The organism is Bradyrhizobium sp. CIAT3101 (assembly GCF_029714945.1).
GTDB lineage: Bacteria > Pseudomonadota > Alphaproteobacteria > Rhizobiales > Xanthobacteraceae > Bradyrhizobium.
This window is the reverse complement of sequence record NZ_CP121634.1, coordinates 5411667-5435988: the sequence shown is the minus strand read 5'-3', so window position 1 is coordinate 5435988 and position 24322 is coordinate 5411667. Positions and strand designations below refer to the sequence as shown.

The following is a 24322-nucleotide window of genomic DNA, read 5'->3' as shown; positions in this document are numbered from 1 at the left end:
GACGTTACGCAAGGACGATGTTCGAGATTCCAGCATTTTTTTCTGACGTTTTCTCGTCGTCGACCACGGCGATCGGCCGGTCCGTCTTCATCGTCAGCCTCCAGACCGCATTGCTCCGCCGATGACGATCCTCGAGGCCAGCAGTTTCTCCTCGCTCGTCGGCGAGATCTACGATGCGGCGGTCGATCCTGCACAGCGAAGCGCCGCCCTGGAACAGGTTGCCGGCTTTGTCGGCGGCTCGGCCGTGACCATTCTGTCGCGGGACGCCGCCAGGCTCTCGATCGAAATCCACCAGCACTATGGAACTGAGTCCCGCTTCCGCGAACTCTATCGGGACCGCTATGTCGAGCTCGATCCCTTGCTCGATCGCCATCTCGAACTGCCCGTCGAACGGACCATCGGCGTGGCCGACGTCATGCCCTATTCGGACTTCGTGGCCACGAGCTTCTATCGCGAGTGGGTGGAACCGCAGGGCGCCGTCGACCTCGCGACCGTCACGCTGGAGCGATCGCATGCGCGCACCACGATCCTGCAGGTCATGCGCGGCCGGTCACGCGGAACCGTCGATGACGCCATGCGCGAGCGCATGCGGCTGCTCGCGCCGCACATCCAGCGCTCGCGCGTCATGGGTCGGCAGATCAGGGCGCGCTCCCACACCGTGGCCGACCTCGCGGAGGTCCTCGACGCCTTGAGCACGGCGATCTGCCTGTTCGATGCGGACGGGCGTGTCGTTCATGCCAACGCGTCGTGTCGGCAAATGCTCGCCGACGGAAATCTGCTCGCGATCGTCGGCGATCGCATCGTCGCGCGTAACACCCAGGCCGACAAAATATTCCGCGGTCTCTTTGATGCCGTCGCCGGTGGCGGAACCGGGTCTGCCGATCGCCGCAGGATCGAGCTGATGACGTCGGCCGACGGTCAGCACTATCTGGCCTACGCGTTTTCGCTGACGCCCCAGCGTAGCCTGCATCGCGATGCTGCAGCCACGGTGCTGTTCCTGCAAAAAGCCTCGATGGTGCCCCAGCTTGCAACGGATGCGATCGCTGCAGTATTCCGGCTGACACCGTCTGAAATGCGCGTGCTGATGGCCATCGTCGAGCTGGGCGGAGTTCCCGACATCGCGGCAAAGCTCGGAATTGCCGAGACGACGGTGAAGACGCATCTCGGCCGCCTGTTCGAGAAGACCGGCGCCGGCAGGCAGGCCGACCTCGTGAAGATCGCGGCGGGCTTCGCTGCTCCATTCGTGCAGCCGATCGGCCCGGACGACACCGTGTGATCCAATTCACATCGCGGCCTGCGAAATTGCGCGATCTCAATCCAATGTGAAGACCAGGCGACACTCGTCCTCCGAACGTATGACGCTTGTCATCTGACATTTTCGTATAGCCATTTTCTGACATGCGAGAGGCAATGCGCGCCATCACAACAATGCGCGGCACCGGATACGAGTGCAGGAAACAACAGCGCGTGGCCGAGCCTGCTCGTCGATTGGAGGGATTGCAGTGAGCAGCAATAATGATGTTTCCGTTCTCAAGGTCTCCTCGAGCGACATTCCAGAAAGCGAACGCGTCACCACGCTGCGCGATTTCTACTGCCGCGGCACAGCGAAGGCAGAGCTCGAAATTCGCGATGGCGAACCGATCATCGCAAATCTCACGGCGCATTCACTGCCCGACGCGCACTTGCTCCTCGGTACGCTGTTTGGTGCCAAGCTCGTTCGTTCCCGGCAGCTCGTCGTCGACGACGGCGACGACAGTCTTGCGTTCGTGTTCAATCGCTCGGGAACCATCGGGGTCACGGGGCGGGGACGGGATCTGCTGCTCGGTCCCGGAGACGCGGTGCTGGCCAGCGCCGAGGACGCCACGACTTTCGAACGATTCGTGGAAGGAGACTGCTTCTCGCTGCGGGTACCGCGGCGGGTGCTCGCGCCGATCATCATGGACGTCGATGACGCTGTGATGCGCGTTATCAGGGACCGGCAGGCGGAGATCAGGGTGCTGGTCGACTACGCCGCCTCGCTGGTGCGGGAGCACGCATTGGCGACGCCTGCATTGCGCGAGCTCGGCGCCGGGCATTTGCACGATCTGCTGGCGCTCGTACTCGGTCCAACCGACGACATCAGGGAAAGCGCCGGCCGGCGCGGCGCGAAGGCCGCCCGCCTGCGCAAGGCCAAATTCCTGATCGTCAACAATTGCTGGCGGCAGGACATCTCGGTCGCGGGCGTCGCGCAGGAGCTCGGCGTCACGCCGCGCTACCTGCAGCGCCTGTTCGAGGCCGACGGCAGGACGTTTTCCTCGTTCCTGATCGAGCAACGCCTGAAACGTGCCCATCGCATGTTGCGGGAACCGGAATTCGCGGAGCGTCCGGTCTCCTCGATCGCATACGACGTCGGCTTCGGCGATCTCTCCTACTTCAACCGATCTTTCCGGCGGGCCTACGGGGCCACGCCGAGCGATGTCAGGAGCGGCGCGGCGGAGTGATCGTATCCGCGGGGCATTTGAGCGGCCCGCCGAGTTTTAGGCCGGGCCGGGAATTTTTCACATGATCCTTGATCGTGAAATCATGGCTATCGCGCGATTATTGAAACGTAGTGCCGTTGTCGCGAGCGTGCTCTGTGGAGCGTCGGCTTTGGCGGGGACGCCGGACGAGATCAGGGTTCCCGGAGAGATTCCGGGCACGGTCCTTCATGCCGAGGGCGCGCAGATTTACGAGTGCCGGCGCGATCCCACAAATCAGCTGGTCTGGCAGGTGCGGGAGCCGACCGCGACGCTGATCGATCGCGGCAAGTCGGTCGGGCGCCACTCGGCCGCGCAGCATTGGGACACCGTCGATGCCAGCACACTGATGTGGGAGCACAAGGACGGCAGCTTTGTGATGGCGAAGATTGTCGCCCAGGCGGCAGGCCGCAGCGCCGACGATCTGCCGTGGCTCAAATTCGGAGTGATCACACAGAGCGGTGACGGCCTGTTTTTCGGCGCCAGCCACGTGCAGCGCATCAACACGCAAGGTGGCGTGCTCCGGGGCACGTGCCAGCAGGCGGGGACCTATCGCAGCGTGCCGTATTCCGCCGATTACGTGTTCTGGCGCGTGGAGTAGAGATGCGCCGCTTCTTCTTCGACCTTCTGGTCGGCAATGTCGTCAAGATCGATCCGGGTGGCATGGTGTTCGAGCATGCGAGAGCGACCTTCGCGGTCGCCGACGAGATGGCAAATCACCTCTTCGTCTGGCGCGATGATCTGCGCGATCGCGATGCCTGGATCCGCGTCAGGGACGATGGCGGCCGCGAGATCTATCGCGCCGCGGTCTGGGCCGAGAATGCCGAGAAGGCAGGCTGGGACCAGGCGTGAGCCTGTGGGCAGTGTCACAAGTCTGCATCAGTGCTTGCGAAAGAGCGTCAGTTCGCTCTGAGCCGAACCTCGGTCGCGTCCGTCCAAGTCGGATGTTGACTGTCCTCCTACCTTAGCGATCAGCGATTCACGTTCGCTGCGCCGGCCTCCTTCGAAGGGAGGAGGCTGGTTGCAATAGGTCTGCACGCCCATTGGGCGGAAGGCCTCGCTTGGGGAATGAAGATGAAACGAAGGCTTCTCGCAACCGTCAACCGCCGCCTGCTGCGGGTCCCGGCATCAGCACTTCTGCTGGCGCCGTGGATCATGACCGGGCGCGCCGAAGCTGCGTGCACGCCGCCGTCGCCGGTCAACAACACGACTATTACCTGTTCCGGCACGACGACCAACGCCAACGGTACGATCGGCTATGGATCGGCCACCGACACCGGCAACACCATCAACGTGACGTCCGGCTCGTTCCTGAACGGCACGACCTCCGGCATCACGCTCAACCAGGGCTCGATCAACAATGCTGGCGCCATCCTGGGCGGGACCGCAGCGTCGAATGGCGCCACCGGAATTGCTGCCTTGGGCGACCTCGATCTGAAGAACACCGGAGATCGCGTTCAGGCATTCGGGACCAACGCTGTTGGGGTCAATAGCCTCGGTACGGTGAATGTGAAAACTGAGAATTCAGGAAGCATCTACGCGATCGCCGCAGGCGGCATCGCGATCCAGGCAAACGTCGTCAACCTGTCCACCAGTCAAAATGGCCAGGTTCAGGGCGACCGGTTTGGAATCACCGCAACGACGGCTACGACGGTCGACAACAATGGTACGATCTCCGCAGGGGCAATCAACGGCATCGCGATCAATACATCCGGTACCGCTGTCGTCAACAACACCAACGGCATCACCGGAGCTATCGCAATTCGCGCGGAAACAGTGACTCTCGGTAACACCGGCACCATCCGAGCCGGTGCGGCCGGCATCTCCTTCACGAGCATGGCGACGATCACCAACAATAGCGCCGGCGAGATCGAAGCGGACGGCGTCGCAATATCTGGCCCAGGCACTGCGACAGTCGTCAACTCCGGCGAGATTTCTGGGCTCTTGGGCGGAAGCCAGGCCATCGCGGCGAATATCGTTGTTGTGTCCTCGAACACCGGCCGTATAGAGGCCGGAGCGCAGGGCGTTCTTGCCAACACTGCAACCGTCAGGAACGACAGCGCCGGAATCATACAGGCAGACGACGTCAATGGGGCCGCGATCAATGCGATCGTCGCGACCGTCTCCAATGCGGGACAGATCCTCGCATTGAGCGCGGGCGGCGTCGGTATTTTGGCCGGAACAGTGAATGTGACTGACAACACCGGCACGATCACGGGTGAGGCCAACGCGATCCGATCGCCGTCGGGTTCGGTCACCGTCAACAACAACGGCGGCAAGATTCAGTCCACGAATATCAATTCCATCGCGGTGTTTGCAGGAGCGGACGCAACCGTCAGCAATAGCGGCACGATCAAGGGGGGCTCGAACGGTGGAAAGGCGATCCGCGCTACTAACAATGCGACGGTCGAGAATCTGTCGGGAGGACTCATCTCCGGAGGGCAATTCGGCATCAGCGCGCACAACATCGTGCTGAGCAATGCCGGTGTGGTCGAAGGATCGGGCGGTAACGCCGTCGACGCCACCACGGCGGATGTCCGAAATTCAGGCATTCTGCGGACGTCGACCTTTTACGCCATTTCGGCGACGAGCACTCTGACCGTTGTCAATTCGGGGGCGATCACTGGAGGATCGGCTGGTATCAGCGCTGGCGGGCAGGCGGATATCGCCAATTCGGGGCTCATCACCGGAAGGTCAGGGATCGTCGCCTCGAGCACGCTCAGCCTGACGAACATGGCCGGTGGCAGCATCGCGGGCACAGACCAGGCTGTGCTCGCGCGTGACGCCGCCACGATCGTCAACGCCGGCACGATAACCGCAACGTCCGGCGTGGCGATCCGGCTGTCGAACGCGGCCGATACGCTGACGCTGCTGCCGGGTTCGAAGATCAACGGTGTGGTCGATTTCGGCTTCGGCAATGACGTCGTCAACGTCAACCTCGCGCCGAGCAGCAAAGTGTCGTCCTTGGCGAGCGTCGAGTTGCCGACCTTCAACCGCTTTGCCGGCACCATCAACATCATCACGTCAGGCGGCGGCTTCAATGGCCCCTCGGTCGTCTCCGGCACGACGCTCGCAACCCTCGATCCAACCGCGCTGGCGCAGACCGACCGTACGCTGATGGATTTTACAGGCGGCGTGTCCTCGCTGGTGCAGGGCCGCATCAATGGCGGCACCGCGCCGGCAGGCAGCAACATGATGGCAATGGCCTACTCGCCCGAAACCGCGCAGGCGGGACCCTTCACCAAGGCGCCGAAGAGTCTGTGGACCGATCCGGCGCCGATCACGGTGTGGGCCAACAGCTTTGGTGGCCAGCGCATCCAGGACGAGACCGCCGCAACGCTGCGCGCGACCTCGACGGCCTGGGGTGGCGCTATCGGCATCGATCGCAAAGTGCAGCCGAACTGGCTGGTCGGCGCGTTCCTCGGCGGCGGGCAAGGCGGCCTCTCGGTCGATCTCAACTCGCAGTCGGTGGACACCAACTATGTGTTCGCGGGCGCCTACAGCCGCTTCGAATGGGCCGCGCAATTCTTCGATTTCACCATCCAGGGCGGCAATGCCGACAACAAATCGCGGCGGCTGGTGCTCAACAATGCCGTGGCCAACGGCATGGAGACGGCAACCGCCAGCTATCGCGGCTGGTACATCAGCCCCGAGCTCGCCTATGGCTACAAGCTCGGTATCGGCAATGGCTACCTTCTGACGCCGACGGCGCGGCTGCGCTACGTCGCCGGCCGGTTCGACGGCTATAGCGAGGCCGGCTCTGCGCAAGGGCTATCGGTCGGCAGCCGCACGCTCCAGGATATCGAAGAACGCGGAGAGGTCGATCTCTCCCGGGTGACGCGCTTCGACAGCGGCGAGCTCAAGGCCAACATCCACGGCGGCGTGATCGCGCTCCAGCGCGTGGGCGACACCGGCATCAACACGGTGCTGCTCGGCCAAAATCTGTCCTTCGTGACGCCGGGCAGAAGCAGCACCGTCGGCGCGGTGGCAGGCTTCGGCCTCGACTATCGCACCACGACCAACGTCTCCGTGTTCGGCGCGGTCGAGGGCATGGTGATGTCCGACCAGAGCCGCACTGGAACCGCAAGAGGGGGCCTCCGCGTCGCGTTCTGAGCCGGCATCAGCCCTGGCGGCCTGAACGCGATGCCCGCCGGCCGGGCTCCATCCGCCCGGCCGGCACCATCCTCCGATCGGAGGATGAGGGGGTGCCCCGATCGTGATATTGTGCCCGGCATTGTTCATCCAAAGCCATTCAACGCCATGCCGAGAGCTCGGAAGCTGCCCGATCTGGTCGAGTCCATCTACGATGCCGGTCTCGACCCCTCGCTCTGGAACGACGTCGTCGTGGGTATCCGCGATTTCGTCGGTGGCCAGGCCTGTGGGCTGTTTTCGAAGGATTCGATCAGCAAGTTCGGTGTCACGCACTATTATTGCGGAGCCGATCCGCACTACATCCAGCTGTATTCCGAGACCCACTCCAAGTTCGATCCGCTGGCGATCCTGCCGCCACACGGCCAGATCGTCAGCATCCCCGATCTCGTTAATTTCGACGAATATCGCCGCGGGCGTTTCTATCAGGAATGGATGCAGCCGCAGGGCTCTCACGATGCCGCCAATGTCGTGCTCGAGAGATCGAACGCGCACTGCCCGGTGATGATGACGGTGCTCTCGGGCCGGCGCATGGTCGACGCCGGAATGAAGCACCGGATGTCGCTGATCGTGCCGCATGCCAGCCGCGCGCTGCTCGTCAACCGGGCGATCAGCTCGAAGCTGACGCTGGCCACGGCGCTCGCGGATGTCCTGGACAATCTCTCATCCGGTATTTTCCTGCTCGATTCCTGCTGCCATCTGGTGCACGCCAATGCGAGCGGCTACGCGCTGCTCGAAGCCGGCGACGCGGTCCGCATCGTTGCCGGCCAGCTCGTGACTGGCGGCACCGAGGCCAATCAGACGTTGCGGGACGCTTTTGCGGCCCGCGGCGATGCCGCCTCGCTTCTCGCAGGAGGGCATGCGATTCCGTTGCTTTCGCCGAAGGGCGAGCGCTACGTCGCGCATATCCTGCCGTTGTCCTCGGTGCTGCGGAACGGCAGCGAGCGCTCGTCCGATGCCGTCGGCGCGGTGCTGCTGCGCAAGGTCACGCTTGGCGGGCACGCCTACGGCGAGCTGATCGCGCGGACCTTCGATCTGACGCCGGCGGAACTGCGCGTGTTCCTGTCGATTGTCGAGGTCGGCGGCGTTCCGGAGACGTCCATCGCGCTCGGTATAGCCGAGACGACGGTGAAGACGCATCTGCATCGCGTGTTCGCCAAGACAGGCGTCGCGCGTCAGGCGGATCTCGTCAAGCTCGCGGCCGGATTCTCCAATCCACTTGTCAACTAGCCGGTTATTTGGCGCGAAACCGTTGAACCTATCGGTGTCTCGGCCGACTCCATAGAAAAGCCGCAGGGCATCAACGTCTCAAATCCGCGCTGGACTATTGGCTTCAATGCAGCTGACCGCAGAACATTCCGAGTTGATCGAGAGCATCTATGACGCCGGACTCAATCCTGAGTTGTGGTCCGATGTCGTCGTCATGCTCAACGGATTTTTCGGCAGCCGGGCCTGCGGCCTGATTTCAAAGGACAAGGTCAGCAAATCCGGATCGACGCATTATTATTGCGGAGTCGATCCGCACTTCATCCAGCTCTATGCCGACGAATACGCGCAGCATGACCCGCTCGCCAGGCTGCCGCGCTATGGCGACGTACGCAACATCCCCGACCTCGTGAATTTCGACGAATATCGGCGCGGGCGCTTTTATCAGGAATGGTTGCGCCCCCAAGGCTGTGCCGACGTCGCGAATGTGGTGCTGGAACAGGCGAGTTCGCCGTGTCCGATGCTGATGACGGTGATCCCGGGCAGGGAGATGCTGGACGCGAAGATGCGTGCGCGCATGCAGCTCATTGTTCCACATGCCAGCCGCGCCTTGATGATCAACCGCGCGGTCGAGCGGAAGCAGCAGAAGGCCATCGCGCTTGCCGATGTCGTGGATCAATTGAGTGCCGGCGTGATCCTGCTCGATGCCGCCTGCAACATCGTCTACAGCAATCCAGCGGCCGCCGCGATCCTGGACGAGGACGACGTCTTGCGGTCGGTCAATGGCCGCCTGCTGGCGAGATCGCCCGACGCGAACGCGGCGCTGCGCAACGTCTTTCGTGACGAGGCGGAGGTCGCCGCAGCTGCGGCGGCGGACCGCAATATTCTGCTGACATCGAGCGACGGATCGCATCATGTCGCCCATGTGGTCGCGCTGCCCTCGCTTCTGCGCGAGGGGAATGTGGGGCGTGCCGGTGGTGCCATCGGCGCCCTGTTCGTCTGGAAGGCGAAGCTCGATGCGCGCTCCTGCACCGGGCTGCTCGACCGTACGTTCGAGCTGACGCCTGCGGAGCTCAGGGTTCTGCAGTCCATCGTCGACGTCGGCGGCGTGCCGGAGACGGCCGAAGCGCTCGGTATAGCCGAGACGACGGTGAAGACGCATCTGCATCGCGTGTTCGCCAAGACCGGTACGAGCCGCCAGGCCGACCTCGTCAAGCTCGCGGCAGGTTTTGCCAACCCCCTGGTGCACTGACGCATCGTCAGCGCTGAACAAAGCATCAGCACCGCGCCCGCAATTTCATCATCAGATTGTTATCGCGCGTCATTCGTTTGGGTGACGCGATTTGCTGCGTTCTCTCCTACGAGAGCACACACGCGTTCTTGTTCGTCGCGTGCGATTCGTGTGTGAAGCAACTCACAGTGGTTCAGGGTGAATTCCATCAATCTCGCTTTCAGGTTGAGAGGAGATCGTCATGCGAACAACGGCACGGAGCCTTGTCGGGAAGTTCCACGACGCCGTCGATCGCATGGTCGCAGCGCTGCATCAGCAGCGTGCCATCGAAGCCCGGCGCGTATTGCAGCGCTACCGCCACCTGCTGGAAACGCAGCACGAAACATTGCCTTTGAATGACGCCGATTTTGTCTGCAGCAAAGAGGAATTTTCAGAAAATGCCGATCAATCTGATGCGCGCGAGCGCGGAGTCAGCCACGCCAGTCTCGCGCGCGCGTAACGGCAACATCGTTGCAGTGGCACTCACCGCCGCGCTCATCGTCCTTCAACTGGCAGGGCTCATCATGCTGGAACGATCGCATGCGCATGCGATGCAGGTGTCGTTTCCGCGCGAGCCTGCAAGCTGCGGAGAAAGCGCCGCCGCACCGGTCTCGCAGATCCCCTATGATTGAGTGGAGGGCAGACCGTGCCTGACATTACGACACTGCTGCTCCTCAGCACCGCCGTATTCGCCGGAGCGTTCGTCTCAGGGCTCTCGGGATTCGCATTCTCGGCCGTGGCGGGCGCGATCCTGTTGCGGGTCTTCCAGCCGCTGGAGGCCGTGCCGCTGATGATGGCCTGCAGCATCGGCGTGCAGGCGACCAATCTGTGGGCGCTCCGGCGCAGCATCCGCTGGGAGGGGAGCCTGTTCCTGATCATCGGTGGGCTGATCGGCGTTCCCATTGCGGTATCGCTGTTGCAGTCGACCGACACGCATCTGCTTCGGCGCGGCTTTGGTGTGGTCGTTGCGCTCTATGCCGCCTACATGCTGCTGCGGCCGACGCTGGTGACGGCCGGTGAGGCGGTCGGCCGGCACTGGGTTGCGTTGATCGGCTTCGGAGGAGGGCTCGTCGGCGGGCTCACCGCGATGCCCGGCGCGATCCCGACGATCTGGTGCGACATGCGTGGTATGCCCAAGAGCGAGCAGCGCGGCCTGGTGCAGCCGTTCATCGCCGCGATGCAGGTCTTTGCGATCATCCTGCTGGTCGGGCATCAGGATCTGTCGTCAAAGGTCTTCGTCGACCTCGCGGTCAGCCTGCCGGCGCTGTTCGCGGGATCCGCGCTCGGTGTGATTGCCTTTCACCGGGTGAACGAGACGGTCTTTCGCAAGACCGTGCTCGTTCTGTTGCTGATATCGGGGATTTCCCTGATCTAGTGGCCAGGGACTTCTTGGTTAAGGCCCTGAACCGGAGCCGCGCTGATGTCGCTGCCGTGATGCACCAGCGGCTTCATGCCGGTGACGGTCCGCAGCAGCACATAAAACACGGGCGTCAGGAACAGGCCGAACACGGTGACGCCGATCATGCCGGAGAACACGGCAACGCCCATGGCGCGTCGCATCTCCGAGCCGGCGCCGGTCGAGAGCACCAGCGGCAGCACACCCATGATGAAGGCCATCGACGTCATCAGGATCGGACGCAACCGCAGCCGGCTCGCCTCGATCGCGGCCCGGATCGGCGTGCGACCTGCGAATTCGAGCTCGCGCGCGAATTCGACGATCAGGATCGCGTTCTTGGCTGAGAGACCCACGAGAACGATAAGTCCGATCTGGGTGAATACGTTGTTGTCGCCCTTCGAGAGCCAGACGCCGAACATCGCGGCCAGCAGACCCATTGGCACGATCATGATGATCGAGAGCGGCAGGGTCAGGCTCTCGTAGAGCGCCGCCAGCACCAGGAACACCAGCAGGATCGCCAGCGGGAACACCCAGAGCCCGGAATTGCCGGCGATGAACTCCTGATAAGTCAGGTCGGTCCATTCGAAGGCAAAACCCGGCGGCAGCGTCTCCGCCGCGATCCGCGTCGCAGCCTCCTGCGCCTGGCCGGAGGAGAAGCCGGGGGCAGCAGCCGCGTTGATGTCGGACGACAGGAAGCCGTTGTAGCGGATCGCGCGCTCAGGGCCCGCGCTCTGGCGGATCGTGAGCAGCGCCGATAGCGGCACCATGTCGCCCGAGGATGAGCGCACCTTCAGCTGCCTGATGTCGTCGGCGCGTGCGCGGAACGGCGCATCGGCTTGGACATAGACGGAGTAGGTACGGCCAAATTTGTTGAAGTCGTTGACGTAGTAGGACCCGAGGTAAATCTGCAGCGTGTTGAACACCTCGGTCACGGGGACGCCGAGCTGCAGCGCCTTGGTGCGGTCGATGTCGGCGAACAACTGGGGCACGTTGACCTGGAAGCTCGAGAACACGCCGGCGATCTCCGGCGCTTTCTGCATCGCCGCCATGAACGCCTTGGTCGCCTCGTTCAGCGCCTCATAACCGAGACCGGCGCGATCCTCGATCTGGAGCTTGAAGCCACCGATGGTGCCGAGGCCGTTGACCGGCGGCGGCGGGAACATGGCGATGAAGGCTTCCTGGATGCCGGAGTATTTCTTGTTCAGATCGGCGGCGATGGCATTGCCGCTCAGTGCCGGGCCCTTGCGCTCGTCGAACGGTTTCAGCGTCGAGAACACGATGCCGGCGTTGGACGAATTGGTGAAACCGGAGATCGACAGGCCCGGGAAGGCCACAGAACTCTCGACACCGGGCTGGGTCAGCGCGATGTCGCTCATCTTGCGGATCACCTCTTCGGTGCGGTCGAGCGTTGCTCCGTCGGGCAGCCGCGAGAAGCCGACCAGATATTGCTTGTCCTGGCCCGGCACAAAGCCGCTCGGCACCTGCTGGAACAGGAAGGCGGTCAGACCGACCAGGACCACATAGAGCCCCATCACCGCAGCCTTGCCGGAGATCACCTTGGTGACGGTGCCGCTGTAGCTCTCGGAGGAGTAGGTGAAGGCGCGGTTGAAGCGGCGGAAGAACCAGCCGAGGCCCTTTTCCATGATGATCGTCAGGCGGTCCTTGGGCTCGTTACGACCTTTGAGCAGCAGGGCCGACAGGGCAGGCGACAGCGTCAATGAGTTGACGGCCGAGATCACCGTCGAGATCGCGATCGTCAGCGCGAACTGCTTGTAGAACTGCCCGGTGAGGCCGGAAATGAAGGCCAGCGGCACGAACACCGCGATCAGCACCATCGCGATGGCGATGATCGGCCCGGACACCTCGCGCATCGCCTGATAGGTGGCGTCGCGCGGCGACAGCCCGCCCTCGATGTTGCGCTCGACATTCTCGACCACGACGATGGCGTCGTCGACGACGATGCCGATGGCGAGCACGAGGCCGAACAGGCTGAGCGCGTTGATGGAGAAGCCGAACACATGCATCACGGCAAACGTGCCGACGATCGAGACCGGCACGGCGAGCAGCGGGATGATCGAGGCGCGCCAGGTCTGCAGGAACAGGATCACGACCAGCACCACCAGCGCGATCGCCTCGAGCAGCGTGTGGATCACGGCCTCGATCGACGAGCGCACGAACTGGGTGGGATCGTAGACGATCTGGTAGGACACGCCCTCCGGCATGTTCTTCTTGATCTCGGCCATGGTGGCGCGGACGTGGTCGGAAATCTCCAGCGCGTTGGAGCCGGGCGCCTGGAAGATCGGGATCGCAACCGCCTGCTTGTTGTCGAGCAGCGAGCGCAGGCCGTATTCGGATGCGCCGAGCTCGACCCGCGCGACGTCGCGCAAGCGAACGACTTCGCCGCGGGTGCCGGTCTTGACCACGATGTCGCCGAACTGCTCTTCGTTGGCCAGACGTCCCTCGGCGTTGACCGATAGCTGCAGGTCGATGCCCTTGACGTTGGGAGAGGAGCCGACCACGCCGGCGGCCGCCTCGACGTTCTGCGCCTGGATCGCCTTGACGATGTCGCTGGCGGTCAGCCCATGCTCGGCCGCCTTCTGCGGATCGACCCAGACCCGCATCGAATAGTCGCCGGCACCGTAAAGCTGGACGTCACCGACGCCGTCGATCCTCGCCAGGCGGTCCTTGACGTTGAGCACCGCATAGTTGCGCAGATACGTCATGTCGTAGCGGTTGTTCGGCGACAACAGATGCACGACCATGGTGAGGTCTGGCGACGACTTCTTGGTGATGATGCCGAGCTGGCGCACCACCGCGGGCAGGCGCGGCTCGGCCTGTTGCACGCGGTTCTGCACCAGCTGTGTTGCCTTGTCGGGATCGGTGCCGAGGCGGAACGTCACCGTCAGCGTCATCGCGCCGTCGGTGGTCGCCTGGCTCGACATGTACAGCATGCCTTCGACGCCGTTGATCTGCTCCTCGATGGGCGTGGCCACCGTTTCCGCGATCACCTTGGGATTGGCGCCGGGATAGGTCGCGCGCACCAAGACGGAGGGCGGCACCACATCCGGATATTCGGAGATCGGCATCGCGAACAGCGAGATCAGGCCCGCGAGGAAAATCAGCACCGACAGTACGCCGGCGAAAATCGGACGATCAATGAAGAACTTCGAGAGATTCATGGCTTTGCCCCTGCAAGAGAGACAGCTCTCCCGTATTCCGGGACGCGGGCTGTGCCGCGCTCCCGGAATTGGGATGCGATGTCTTGGTCGTTAAGTCGTCATCATTCCGGGCGCGTGGCCCGGAACGAGGTAACTAGCGTTGCACCACGTCCTGGTTGCTGTGGTTAGAGGCCTGCTGGCCGCGCGCACCCATCGCCGCGACCTCGGTCTTGAGGAGAGCGCCCGGCCGTACGCGCTGCAGGCCGTTGACGACGATGCGATCGCCGGTTTTGAGGCCCGCTGTCACGATGCGCAGTCCGTCGACCGAGCCGCCAAGCGTGATCGGCCGGTAGACCGCACGACTGTCATCGCCGACCGCCATCACGAACTTCTTGTCCTGGTCGGTACCGATCGCACGCTCGTCGATCATCACCAGCGACTGCTGTTTCGGCTGCCCCATCCGTACGCGGGCGAACTGGCCGGGAATGAGACGCCCGTCCTCGTTCTGGAATACCGCACGGACACGGATCGTGCCGCTCTGGCCGTTGACCTGGTTGTCGATGAGCTGGATATGGCCTTTGGCCGAGAGGCCGCCGGAGGTCGCCATCTCGACCGGGATCTGGTCGAGATTGCCGCGCTTGCCGGTGCTATCTGCGATCGAGTTCAGTGCGCGCAGCACGACCTCTTCATCCGCATCGAAGGAGGCATAGATCGGATTGACCGAGACCAGCGAGGTCAGCACCGGGGAGGCGGTGCCGGCGGCGACGAGATTTCCGACGGTGATCTCGAACTTGCCGACGCGGCCGTCCACGGGCGCGCGCACCTCGGTGTAGTCGAGATTGAGCTTTGCGGTCTGGAGCGTCGCTTCGGCCGCCTTCACGTTGGCGATGGCCTCGCGATTGGCGTTGTCGCGCTGGTCGTAGTCACGCCGCGTGACGACGGCATTGCCAACCAGCTGTGCGCCGCGCTCGAGTTCGCTCTGGGTGAACACCACGCGGGCCTTCGCGGCCTCGAGCTGTGCGTTGGCCTTATCGACCTCGGCCTCGTAAGGCGCGGGGTCGATCTTGAACAGGACGTCACCGGCCTTCACCAGCGCGCCCTCGGTAAAGTTGGTCGACAGGATCGCGCCGGCCACGCGCGGTCGAAGTTCGACCCGATTGATGGCCTCTAATCGGCCGGAGAAATCGTCCCACAGCACGGTCTGCTTTGGTTCGATCATCGCGACCGTCACGGAGACGGCCTGCTCAGCGGCGGCCACCGTTGCGGTCGCTTGCGCGGCACGGAAATAGTGGCCGGTCGCGATCGAACCGGCTACCGCGAGGGCGCCCACGATCGCGACACCGCCGAGAAGACGGCGGACACGGCCAGGGCGAGAGGCGTTTTGGGAGGGGGGCATTTGCGCGCTCCAGAAATGTAGTGTTCACTACAGATGTGGAGCTGGATATCGCAGCGCAAGATACTTATGTACCGTTCGCTAAGAAAATTGTAGCCGCTTACCGCAAGAATGTGAAGTCGGCAGAAATATAAAGGTAGAACAAATAGATAGGATTTGACGTTAAGCCTCCGGCGGAACGTTAATTCCAAGGAGACAGGCAGATGGGCATGGGACGCCCCCGCGAATTCGACGCTGAAGTGGCGTTGGATCAGGCGATGGAAGTGTTTTGGCGCCATGGCTATGAGGGCGCCACGATTGCCCAACTGACGGAGGCAATGGGTATCAACCCGCCGAGCCTCTACGCGTGCTTTGGTAATAAGGAAGGCCTGCTGAAGGCCGCGCTGGACCGCTACACCAAATTGCGGGGCGCCTGGATGGACGAGGTGGTCGCCGCACCGACCGCCCGCGATGTCGCCGAGCGGATGCTGATGGGCATCGCCGAAAAGCAGACCGATCCCGCCAATCCGCCCGGCTGCCTGCTCGTGCAAGGTGGCATCGCCACCGGCTCCGGCTCCGAAAACGTCCCCTTCGAGCTCGCCGCGCGCCGCGCTCAGAACGAGGACCAACTGCGCGATCGTTTTGTGCGCGCCAAGGCGGAAGGCGATCTCAAGCCGACGTCCGATCCCGCCGCGCTTGCGCGCTATGTGTCGGCCGTATCGGTCGGCATGGGCGTGATGGCGTCTTCGGGCTCCGACCGTGAAGCACTGCGGCAAGTCGCGACCGTCGCGGTGCAGGCGGTCGAGGCGCAGTCAGCCGACAGAGGCTCATAACACCGTCGATCTCGGCTAGCTCACAGCCAGCGCCGGCGGCGGCACGAAGCCGCCGAACTCACGTTCGATCAGCCCCGCCAGCGCGATGGTCGTGCGGTCCTCAAGGTAAGGCCCGATGATCTGGACGCCGACCGGCAGGCCCGAAGCCGTGCGCTCGATCGGAACGGCGGTTGCAGGCAGTCCGCAAGTGGAAGCGGGGTCGGCCCAGATGAAGCACGCATCAGAGTAGTCATAGAGCTTGCCATCGATATCCAGCTGCCGCGCGTCGAACGGCTCCGAATGGTCGTGCGGAAAGGCCGGCACGGCGGCGGCGGGGTAGATCACCGCGTCGAACTCGCGGAACAGCTCATGCCACTTTTGTTGCAGTTGCAGGCGCGCCACATCGGCCGCCAGCCACTCACGATGGATCATGCCCCAGCCGCGTGCGCGCTCGGCCTGCAGGCTGCGGTCGTCGGGCGCAAGTGCTGCGGCCAATCCTTGCGCTTCTGCGAGGGCGGCCGGCGTGAGGCGCGGACTTCTCGCTGCGTTCAACAGCTTCATGTAGAGCCGTGCGGAATCCGCGAGGTCAGGCAGCGCCGCGCTGGCGCGCGCGACCCGCGCGCCCGACTTGCCGAGCCGGTCCGCCAACCGTCCAATCGTTGAACGTACGGCGTCTCCCGTCGGCATCAACGGATGCGTGTCAATCACGAGGATTCTGAAATCCTTGAGCTGGTCATGCCGCGGAGCAGGCAGCGCGAGGCGATAGCCGACGCCATCGCGCATTTCATCGGGGCCGGCGATCACGTCGAGCGACAACGAGAGGTCCGAGGCCGTGCGCGCCATCGGCCCGACGACCGCCAGATCGCCCTGGCCCGGGACGGGCGTGGCCGGCGGTAAACTATATCCGCGCAGCGGCACCAGGCCGAGGCTCGGCTTGTGTCCGAACACACCGCAGAAATGCGCCGGCACCCGGATCGAGCCGCCGATGTCCGAGCCGATCGAGAGCGGACCGAAGCCCGCGGCCAGTGCTGCGCCGCATCCGCCCGAGGAGCCGCCGGGGGACCGGCCGAGGTCCCACGGGTTGTGCGTCGCCCCGTAGATCTCGTTGTAGCTCTGGAAATCCCGCAAACCGATCGGGATGTTGGTCTTGCCGATGATGATGGCGCCGGCCGCTTTCAAGCGCGCGACCAGAAGAGCATCTTCGGCCGGTTGAAAATCCCTGAAATGCGGAAAGCCCCATGTCGTCGGCAGTCCGGCGACGTTGAACGGCTCCTTCAACGTCACGGGGATGCCGAGCAGCGGCTTCCGCTCGCCGCGGCCAAGCGCAGCATCGGCGGCGCGCGCGGCGTCTCTGGCGCGATCGAAATCCCGAACGATGATCGCGTTGATCGGCCCGTCCAGCGCCTCGATGCGCGCAATCGTATGTTCGAGCAGTTCCGACGCGGAGATCTTGCGCGCGTGCAGGGCGCCGAGGAGTGCGCCGATCGAGCCGTAGTTCAAGTCAGCGGCATCTGCGGTCATCACGAACTCCCTTGCATCTTATCGTGTCGGCGAGCCGATCCGGGTATCAAGCATGCAATGCCGCAAGAGAGATGAGGAGGCGATGTAACGGGAACCAGATCTGCCCGCCGATCGGGGCAGGAGACGTTCGAATCTGAAATTTTGCGTGGATGGCCGGGACAAGCCCGGCCATGACGCCGTGGAGTGAGTCAGGAGGCTTCCTTGAGCACCGGCGCAGCGGAGTCCTCGGCCTTCAGCTCCTCGAGACTGCGATGCCGCGGCTCGATGCCGAGCCCCCAGACCGTGATGATCTGGACCACCAGGAGGCCGATCATCAGCACCATCACCCCGGCAACGCCACGCGTCTCGAACAGCGAGACGACGAGGAACGGCGTGACGATCGTGGCGCCGCGTCCCAGCGTGTTGACAATGCCCGACGCGCGCAGGCGGACCTCGGTCGGAAACAGTTCGGGGATGTAGATGCCGAACAGAAGCGCGACCAGGACGTAGATCGGCACCGTCAGCGCGAAGCCCACGGCCGGCAGCAGGATCGGATCCGAGATCATGGGGTAGAGGATGCCGAGCGCCACCGTGATCAGCGATGCGCCGATGATGGTCGGCTTGCGGCCCCAGCGGTCCGCGGTCAACGCGCCGATCGCCGAGCCGATCGGGGCGCCGAGCGCCATCAGCAGCGAATAACCGAACGACGTCGCGATCGAGAGGCCCTGCTTGACGAAGAACACGGGCAGCCAGGTCACGAAACCGTAGAGCAGGGTGTTGATCGTGATCAGGCAGACCGAGCCGACGATCATCCGAGACAGCAAGGGCGCGGTGAACAGCGTGCCGAGATCGGCCGCGACCGGAGCGGATGTGATGGGCGCGGGAGCAGGCAAGGGCTGGCCCTGCGCCGCTTCCTTCTCGATCGCCTGCATCAGCGCTTCCGCTTCCGCCGTGCGCCCGACAGCTTCGAGCCAGCGCGGCGATTCCGGCAGCGACTTGCGCATGTACCAGACGACGAGCGCGCCGATGCCGCCGAGCACGAACATCGAGCGCCAGCCGTATTGCGGCACCAGCACGGAGGCGACCAGCAGTGCCACTGGCAATCCGGTGACGACGCATACAGTGGTGAAGCCGAGCCATTTGCCGCGGGTGCGGGCAGGCACGAACTCCGTCATCGTCGAATAGCCGACGACGTTCTCCGCCCCCAAGCCGACGCCCATCACGAAGCGGCAGGCAATCAGGAAGGCCATGTTCGGCGAGAACGCGGCGGCCAATGAGGCAACGCCGAAAAGCAGCAAATTGAATTGATAGGTAAAGCGGCGTCCGTAGCGATCGCCGAGAAAGCCGGTGCCGAACGACCCCAGCATCATGCCGACGAAGGTCGCGGAGATGAAGGCCGCGTTCTGGGAGAGTGTCGAAAAGCCTGATTTCAGCGTTACGCTGAGCACGGTGCCGGCGATGTAGATGTCGAAACCGTCGAAGAACATGCCGATGCCGATCAGCAGCATGATGCGGCGGTGGAATGGCCCGATCGGCAGCCGGTCGAGACGGCTGCCTGCGTTCACCGATGTCGACATATACGCTCTCCCTTGACTGTCATTCTGGTTGATGCGGCCCGCCTTCTTTGGGCGGTCAGCCGCTTCTGGTCTCTGCTAGTTCAATCGTTTCTGGTTGGCCGTGTCGCGATACCAGTCGAACGGCTGCTCATGCGTCGCGACCATCACGCTCTTGGTGTTGAAATGGTCGTCAAAGCTCTCGGTGCCGCATTCGCGGCCGATGCCGGAATCGTCGACGCCGCCCCAGGGCGAGGCCGGATCGAGCCGGTGGTGATCGTTGACCCAGACGATGCCGGCCTTGACCGACGCGGCGACGCGGTGCGCGCGGGCGACATCCCGGGTGCGGATCGCCGCGGCGAGACCGAATGGGGAGTCGTTCGCGAGCCGCAACGCGTCGGCCTCGTCCTTGAACGGCGTTACCGACGTGAACGGACCGAACACTTCCTCCTGGAAGATGCGCATGTCGGAGGTGACGTCGGCGAACACCGTCGGCTCGACGAAATAGCCGTTGTCATGGCCCGGCACCTTTGCGGCAACACCGCCGGTGACGAGACGTGCGCCGTCGGCGTGGCCATAGTCCGCATAGGCGAGAACGCGATCGCGCTGCCGCGCCGAAATCACGGGGCCGAGCTGCGTGCTGGCATCGAAGGGATCGCCGATACGGATCGTGCGGGTCTTGGCCTGCAGCTTCTCGACGAACTCATCGTAGATCGAGGCCTGAACGATATGGCGCGAGGCGCAGACGCAGGTCTGGCCGGCGCCGATGAAGGCGCCGAATGCGGCATAGTTGACGGCGCGATCGACGTCGAAATCGTCGAACACCATCACCGGCGTCTTGCCGCCGAGCTCCATGGTCTGATGCGCGAACACCTTCGCCGCCGCGCTGCCGGCGATGCGGCCGGCCTCGGTCCCGCCGGTGAGCACCAGCTTGTTGATGTCGCCATGTTCGGCCAGCATCTTGCCGGCGCTCTGGCCCAGCCCAAGCACGATGTTGAAGACGCCGGGCGGCAGGCCCGCTTCGGTGAAGATCTGCGCCAGCTTCAACGTCGTCAGGGGCGTGTATTCGGACGGCTTGACCACGGTGACGCATCCGGTCGCCAGCACCACGGCGAGCGACTTGCACAGGATCATCAGCGGGTGATTGAACGGCGTGCAATTCGCGACGACGCCGATCGGCGTGCGGAGCGTATAGTTCAGGTATGCGCCTTCGACCGGGATCACGGAGTCGCGGCGGGACAACGCAAGGCCGGCGAAATAACGGAAGAAGTCGGGTAGGCGGGAGAGCTGCGTGCGGGTCTCGTTGATCGGGCGGCCGTTGTTGAGGGTCTCGAGCCGGTACAGGCTGTCGAGATTGGCCTCGAACGCATCGGCGAGCTTGTTGACCAGCCTGGCCCGCGCGCGCGTGTCCATGCTGCCCCAGGCCTTGCCTTCGAACGCGGCGCGCGCGCGCTTCATGGCGCGGTCGATGTCCTCGGCGGTGGAGTTGGGAATGCGGGCGATCACGTCGCCGGTTGCGGGGTTGCGAACATCGAGCATCGCGCCGTTGCCGGCTTCGACTTCACGTCCATCAATGAAATTGCCGTGGATTTCGACGTCGATCGACGCGGGTTTCGACGGAACGTTCATGATGACCTCTCCTCGACGATGACGGCGTTACGCTTGAGCGCCGGCAGGACGCGTTTTTCGGTGGCCCCGATGTGGGCCTTGATGATGCGGGCCGCGGTTCGCGTTTCGCGGCTCTGCATGGCGTCGATCAGGGCGACGTGCTCGGCGACAAGCTTCGTCGGGTCGTGGCCCTTCAGGTTGGAAATGCTGACGCGGACCAGCCGATCGGCCTGACCGATCAGATCGCACAGCGCGGTTGCCATGCGGCGATTGCCGGACGCATGCGCCAGCGCGGTGTGGAAGCCGCGATTGTAGGCGATGAAGTCTTCGTGGTTGCCGGCGAAGCGGCGGAATTCGTCGAGCGATTTCAGCACGCTGTCGGGGGCGCTCTCGATCGCCTCGGCAACACAGGCCGGCTCCAGCGCAAGACGGAAGCGCAAGAGATCGCGGGCGTCCGACAGCGAGATCGGCGTGACCCGATAGCCCTGGCGCGGCTGCACGGTGACGAGGTGCTCGCGCTGCAGCCGCAGAAGCGCGTCCCGCACAGGCTGGCGGCTCACCTCGTAGCGTTCGGCCAGGTCCTGTTCGCGCATTTCATCGCCTGGAGCAAGGCGACAAGCTAAAATATCAGCTCGCAGAAGATCATAGATATTTTCGCGCAAAAGCATGGAATCTGGATTCTCCTTGGCCATAATCTCTCAGTCCTGATATTTCACGTCAAGGTCTAAATGCTTGAAATCCCGCCGAATTGATTTATCAATCGGACCGATGAGGCGCGCGGTCACGCGTGTTCCGAGCGACGCAGCCGAGGAAAGACCGACATGGACAGGCTTTTTGCCAACGGGACCGTCAACGTCGCGCAATCGGGCGAGGGGCCGCCGCTGTTTCTCTTTCACTCGTTGTTGTCGGATCGCGCGAGCTTCGACGCGATTGTGCCTGAGCTCGCGCCGTCGTTCCGGACCATCGTGCCGGAGCTCCCGGGGTTCGGCCGGTCACGCGCCGTGGAAGGCGGTCTTGCTGCGGTCGCCGACCGGATGGCCGAGGCCGTGCGGGATGCTGCGGGCGGCGCGCCGGCGATCGTGCTCGGCAATGGTTATGGCGGGTTCGTCGCCTTGCAGATGGCGATCCGGCATCCCGAGATCGCGAGCAGGCTCATCCTCGCCGACAGCGGTGCGGCGTTCTCCGAGCCCGGCCGCGAGGCGTTTCGCAACATGGCGAGGGTGTCGCGGGAGAAGGGACTGGAGGCCATCACCGACGTCGCGATGCGGCGCCTGTTTGCGCCCGAGTTTCAGGAGCAGCAGCCCGACCTGATGAAGGACCGTCGTGCAGCTTTTCTGCGAACGGATCCCGATGTGTTTCGCGCGGCCTGCGATGCCCTGGCGAGCCTCGATCTCCGCGCCGAGCTTGCCGGCGTGAAAGTTCCGGTTCTTGTGATGGTCGGCGAGCATGACGAGGCAACGCCTCCGCCGATGTCGCATGAGTTGGCCGCGGGACTTCCGCGCGCCGAACTCAAGATCCTCGCGGGTTGCGCCCACGTACCGCAGCTGCAATCGCCGCGACAGTTTCTCGACGCCATGAAGGAATTTCTGCTCTGAGCTCGCAGGCCGTATAAGGGTGGATCGGCCCAGCGACTTCGCACCAGAGTAGGCAATGTTCGCCCTGACATTTCTCGGGACTTCGGCAAGCGTGCCTTCCGCGGAGCGCAACCATCCGGCGCTTCTGCTCGAGGCCGCGGGCAATCGCATCCTGATCGATTGCGGCGAAGGCACGCAGCGCCAGCTGCTGCGAAGCGGCGCGGGCTTTCGACGGCTCGATCGCATTCTGCTGACACACGGCCACCTCGATCATGTGCTCGGCATCCCCGGCCTGTTCTCGACATTGGGGCTGCGGCAGACCTCCGATGTCATGACCATCCATGGCGGGCCGGGCACGCTCGATCTCGTCATCCGCATGCTTGCAGGGCTGTGGGGTGAGGGGCGGGCGCCGATCTCCGTGCAGTTCGCGCCGCTGTCGGAAGGCCCCGTCGTCGACGCCGGCGACTTCAACATCGGCTGCTTTCCGGTCCGTCATCGCAACACTGACAGTTTCGGCTTCGTTTTTGAAAGCCCTGCGCGGCGTCATCTCTTGTCAGATCGCCTCTTGGCGCTCGGTGTGCCCGATGGTCCCGTGCGCGGCGAGCTTGCCGCAGGTCGCCCGGTCACGATTGAAGGAGGCCGGACGATCCATCCGGAGGATGTTCTGGGTCCGCCGGGTGGGGCCAGGAAGCTGGTCGTGATCGGCGACACCGAGACCACCGAGGGGCTTTCGACACATGCCGCGGAGGCGGACCTGCTGGTGATCGAGGCGACGTTCCTGGATCGGGATGCACCGACGGCGCGAGATTACGGCCATCTCACCGCAGCGGAGGCGGCTCGGTTCGCGGCCACGAATAACGTCCGGCAGCTCGTGCTGACCCATCTGTCGGGCCGCTATGAAGACGGAGAGATCCTGGCCGAGGCGGCAAAGATCTTCCCGAACGTCCGGATCGCTGCAGATTTCGATCGTATCGCTGTTTAGGCGGTGCGTTGCACGGCCATTAATCTTACCTGTCAAGGTTGACGCGACTTCATCCCCGCAGCCGCGCGCCAGAGCGGTATTTTCGCGAGATCAGAAATCAGTTTGTATTGAGAGTATCATGTCTCGTTCCGTTGAATTGATCGTTGAGGGCTATGTGCGGCTGAACGATCGCCATGCGCTGGAGGATATTTTGGCGCATCGCCAGGATCTGCTGCGTCAGCTGGTAGCTGTGACTGGCGTCGACCCGCAGCACTCCATCGCGCAGGTGAACGAGGAAATCACCATCATCGAAGCCGGACTTGCCACGCTCGTCCCGGAATAGCCATCTTCAGAGACCGCGCTTCGGCCGACAGCGCACTCAGCTCAACAGGCCCGACTTGATCGCGAGGCCCTGCACCTTGCCCGTCAGCAGCGTCAGCTTCGGCAGCGCCTGGTCGCGAAAGGTCGGCATGTCCATGCGCATCGCATCCACGGTGACGCTCAATCCCGCGATCACAAAACCCTGGGCGTCGAGGATCGGCGTCGCCAGCGTGCGCAGGCCATAGGCGTTCTCGCCGTCGGAGACGGCATGGCCTTTCTTCTTCACCTGGTCCAGCCGTGCGAGCAGGGCATCGAGATCGGTCAGCGTTCGCTCCGACAGCTTGACGCGGGGGCGTGACTCCAGCCGCGCGATCTGCTCGTCGCGCTGAAGATGCGCCAGCATGGCATGGCCGAGCGCGGCGCTGTAGGCGGGGATGCGCGAGCCGGGCCGGCGATCCATCTTGTAGCGGTCGAGGCCCGCACTGGCGCGCGCAAGATAAATCACGTCGCCGCCGTCGAGGATGCCAAGCGAGGCCGCATCGCCGACCTCGGGCACGAGATCGTGCAGCAGCGGCTCGACGAGGGCACGCAACGATCCGTGCGACAGCACGGTGTAGCCGAGGTCGAGACAGGCGACGCCGAGACGGAACCGGCGGCTCTGCGGCACGGCCTGGAGATAGCCGAGTTCGATCAGGGTCTGGATCAGCCGAAATGCCGTGCCGCGATCGAGATCGGCGCGTGCGGCAACCTCACTCAGCGTCAGTTCGAAGGCCTCGCTGGTGAAACTCTTGAGCACGGCAAAGGCCTTGCCGACCGAGGCAACGTAGTTCTTGGGATTTTTATCCTTGGGATTCTGATCCCTGGGGTTTTTCGGTGTAGCTTCCGGTGCGCGCTTCGCCGGCTTCTTTTCGACCTTGGCCATACCTGTATGCCCTGCCATGACAGCC

21 protein-coding genes are annotated in these 24322 nt (G+C 63.8%); 13 read left to right on the top strand and 8 right to left on the bottom strand.

Annotated elements, in window-relative coordinates; translation table 11 throughout:
- Positions 1-121: 121 nt before the first annotated feature.
- The 7 genes from QA645_RS25850 (at position 122) to QA645_RS25820 (ending at position 9102) form a co-directional block, all read left to right on the top strand.
- Positions 122-1276, top strand: a complete 1155-nt coding sequence (locus tag QA645_RS25850) for a LuxR C-terminal-related transcriptional regulator (RefSeq protein ID WP_283044405.1) — start codon at positions 122-124, stop codon at positions 1274-1276.
- Positions 1277-1502: 226 nt separating this feature from the next.
- Positions 1503-2480 (top strand): AraC family transcriptional regulator, encoded by a 978-nt coding sequence (locus QA645_RS25845; RefSeq protein WP_254130777.1) that lies wholly within the window; start codon positions 1503-1505, stop codon positions 2478-2480.
- Between the two features lie 61 nt (positions 2481-2541).
- Positions 2542-3096, top strand: a complete 555-nt coding sequence (locus QA645_RS25840) for a DUF3455 domain-containing protein (protein ID WP_254130778.1) — start codon at positions 2542-2544, stop codon at positions 3094-3096.
- Between the two features lie 2 nt (positions 3097-3098).
- Positions 3099-3347: a hypothetical protein gene (locus QA645_RS25835; RefSeq protein WP_283044404.1), complete on the top strand. Its 249-nt coding sequence runs from the start codon at positions 3099-3101 to the stop codon at positions 3345-3347.
- A 222-nt stretch (positions 3348-3569) separates the two neighbouring features.
- Complete coding sequence (locus QA645_RS25830) at positions 3570-6608, top strand: autotransporter domain-containing protein (protein WP_283044403.1); 3039 nt, start codon at positions 3570-3572, stop codon at positions 6606-6608.
- Positions 6609-6755: 147 nt separating this feature from the next.
- On the top strand, positions 6756-7874 hold the full coding sequence (locus tag QA645_RS25825) for a helix-turn-helix transcriptional regulator (RefSeq protein ID WP_283044402.1): 1119 nt from the start codon (positions 6756-6758) through the stop codon (positions 7872-7874).
- Between the two features lie 106 nt (positions 7875-7980).
- Complete coding sequence (locus tag QA645_RS25820) at positions 7981-9102, top strand: helix-turn-helix transcriptional regulator (protein ID WP_283044401.1); 1122 nt, start codon at positions 7981-7983, stop codon at positions 9100-9102.
- Between the two features lie 199 nt (positions 9103-9301).
- On the opposite strand, the gene QA645_RS25815 is transcribed toward QA645_RS25820, so the two are convergent.
- Positions 9302-9460 carry a hypothetical protein gene (locus QA645_RS25815; protein WP_254130783.1) on the bottom strand — a complete coding sequence of 53 codons (159 nt, stop codon included), beginning with the start codon at positions 9458-9460 and terminating at the stop codon, positions 9302-9304.
- A 16-nt stretch (positions 9461-9476) separates the two neighbouring features.
- Here QA645_RS25815 and QA645_RS25810 point away from each other — a divergent pair, with 16 nt between their 5' ends.
- Positions 9477-9752 carry a hypothetical protein gene (locus QA645_RS25810; protein WP_283044400.1) on the top strand — a complete coding sequence of 92 codons (276 nt, stop codon included), beginning with the start codon at positions 9477-9479 and terminating at the stop codon, positions 9750-9752.
- Positions 9753-9766: 14 nt separating this feature from the next.
- Complete coding sequence (locus tag QA645_RS25805; protein ID WP_254130785.1) at positions 9767-10495, top strand: sulfite exporter TauE/SafE family protein; 729 nt, start codon at positions 9767-9769, stop codon at positions 10493-10495.
- Here QA645_RS25805 and QA645_RS25800 read toward each other — a convergent pair.
- Positions 10492-13695 carry an efflux RND transporter permease subunit gene (locus QA645_RS25800; RefSeq protein WP_283044399.1) on the bottom strand — a complete coding sequence of 1068 codons (3204 nt, stop codon included), beginning with the start codon at positions 13693-13695 and terminating at the stop codon, positions 10492-10494. The genes QA645_RS25805 and QA645_RS25800 overlap by 4 nt on opposite strands.
- Positions 13696-13828: 133 nt before the next feature.
- Positions 13829-15070: an efflux RND transporter periplasmic adaptor subunit gene (locus QA645_RS25795; RefSeq protein ID WP_283044398.1), complete on the bottom strand. Its 1242-nt coding sequence runs from the start codon at positions 15068-15070 to the stop codon at positions 13829-13831.
- Positions 15071-15270: 200 nt separating this feature from the next.
- On the opposite strand from QA645_RS25795, the gene QA645_RS25790 reads away from it, so the two are divergent.
- Positions 15271-15879: a TetR/AcrR family transcriptional regulator gene (locus QA645_RS25790; RefSeq protein WP_283044397.1), complete on the top strand. Its 609-nt coding sequence runs from the start codon at positions 15271-15273 to the stop codon at positions 15877-15879.
- Between the two features lie 15 nt (positions 15880-15894).
- Here QA645_RS25790 and QA645_RS25785 read toward each other — a convergent pair whose 3' ends face one another.
- The 4 genes from QA645_RS25785 to QA645_RS25770 all read right to left on the bottom strand — a co-directional run bounded on the left by QA645_RS25785 (position 15895) and on the right by QA645_RS25770 (position 21187).
- Complete coding sequence (locus tag QA645_RS25785; RefSeq protein ID WP_283044396.1) at positions 15895-17379, bottom strand: amidase; 1485 nt, start codon at positions 17377-17379, stop codon at positions 15895-15897.
- A gap of 188 nt (positions 17380-17567) precedes the next feature.
- Positions 17568-18935, bottom strand: coding sequence for an MFS transporter (locus QA645_RS25780; RefSeq protein ID WP_283044395.1), 1368 nt, complete (start codon positions 18933-18935; stop codon positions 17568-17570).
- Positions 18936-19010: 75 nt separating this feature from the next.
- Positions 19011-20540 carry an aldehyde dehydrogenase gene (locus tag QA645_RS25775; RefSeq protein ID WP_283044394.1) on the bottom strand — a complete coding sequence of 510 codons (1530 nt, stop codon included), beginning with the start codon at positions 20538-20540 and terminating at the stop codon, positions 19011-19013.
- Entirely contained in the window at positions 20537-21187 is a 651-nt protein-coding gene (locus QA645_RS25770) for a GntR family transcriptional regulator (RefSeq protein ID WP_254130792.1), read from the bottom strand. Before QA645_RS25770 ends, QA645_RS25775 begins: the two co-directional genes overlap by 4 nt.
- A gap of 153 nt (positions 21188-21340) precedes the next feature.
- Between QA645_RS25770 and QA645_RS25765 the strand changes: the two genes are divergently transcribed.
- From QA645_RS25765 to QA645_RS25755, 3 genes are all read left to right on the top strand, one after another.
- Complete coding sequence (locus QA645_RS25765; protein ID WP_283044393.1) at positions 21341-22114, top strand: alpha/beta fold hydrolase; 774 nt, start codon at positions 21341-21343, stop codon at positions 22112-22114.
- A 55-nt stretch (positions 22115-22169) separates the two neighbouring features.
- The gene (gene rnz / locus QA645_RS25760; RefSeq protein ID WP_283044392.1) at positions 22170-23075 is read left to right on the top strand and encodes a ribonuclease Z; all 906 of its coding nucleotides are present in this window, start codon (positions 22170-22172) and stop codon (positions 23073-23075) included.
- 118 nt (positions 23076-23193) lie between these two features.
- The gene (locus QA645_RS25755) at positions 23194-23397 is read left to right on the top strand and encodes a hypothetical protein (protein ID WP_254130795.1); all 204 of its coding nucleotides are present in this window, start codon (positions 23194-23196) and stop codon (positions 23395-23397) included.
- Between the two features lie 36 nt (positions 23398-23433).
- Here QA645_RS25755 and QA645_RS25750 read toward each other — a convergent pair whose 3' ends face one another.
- Positions 23434-24297, bottom strand: coding sequence for an IclR family transcriptional regulator (locus QA645_RS25750; RefSeq protein WP_283044391.1), 864 nt, complete (start codon positions 24295-24297; stop codon positions 23434-23436).
- Positions 24298-24322: the final 25 nt, after the last annotated feature.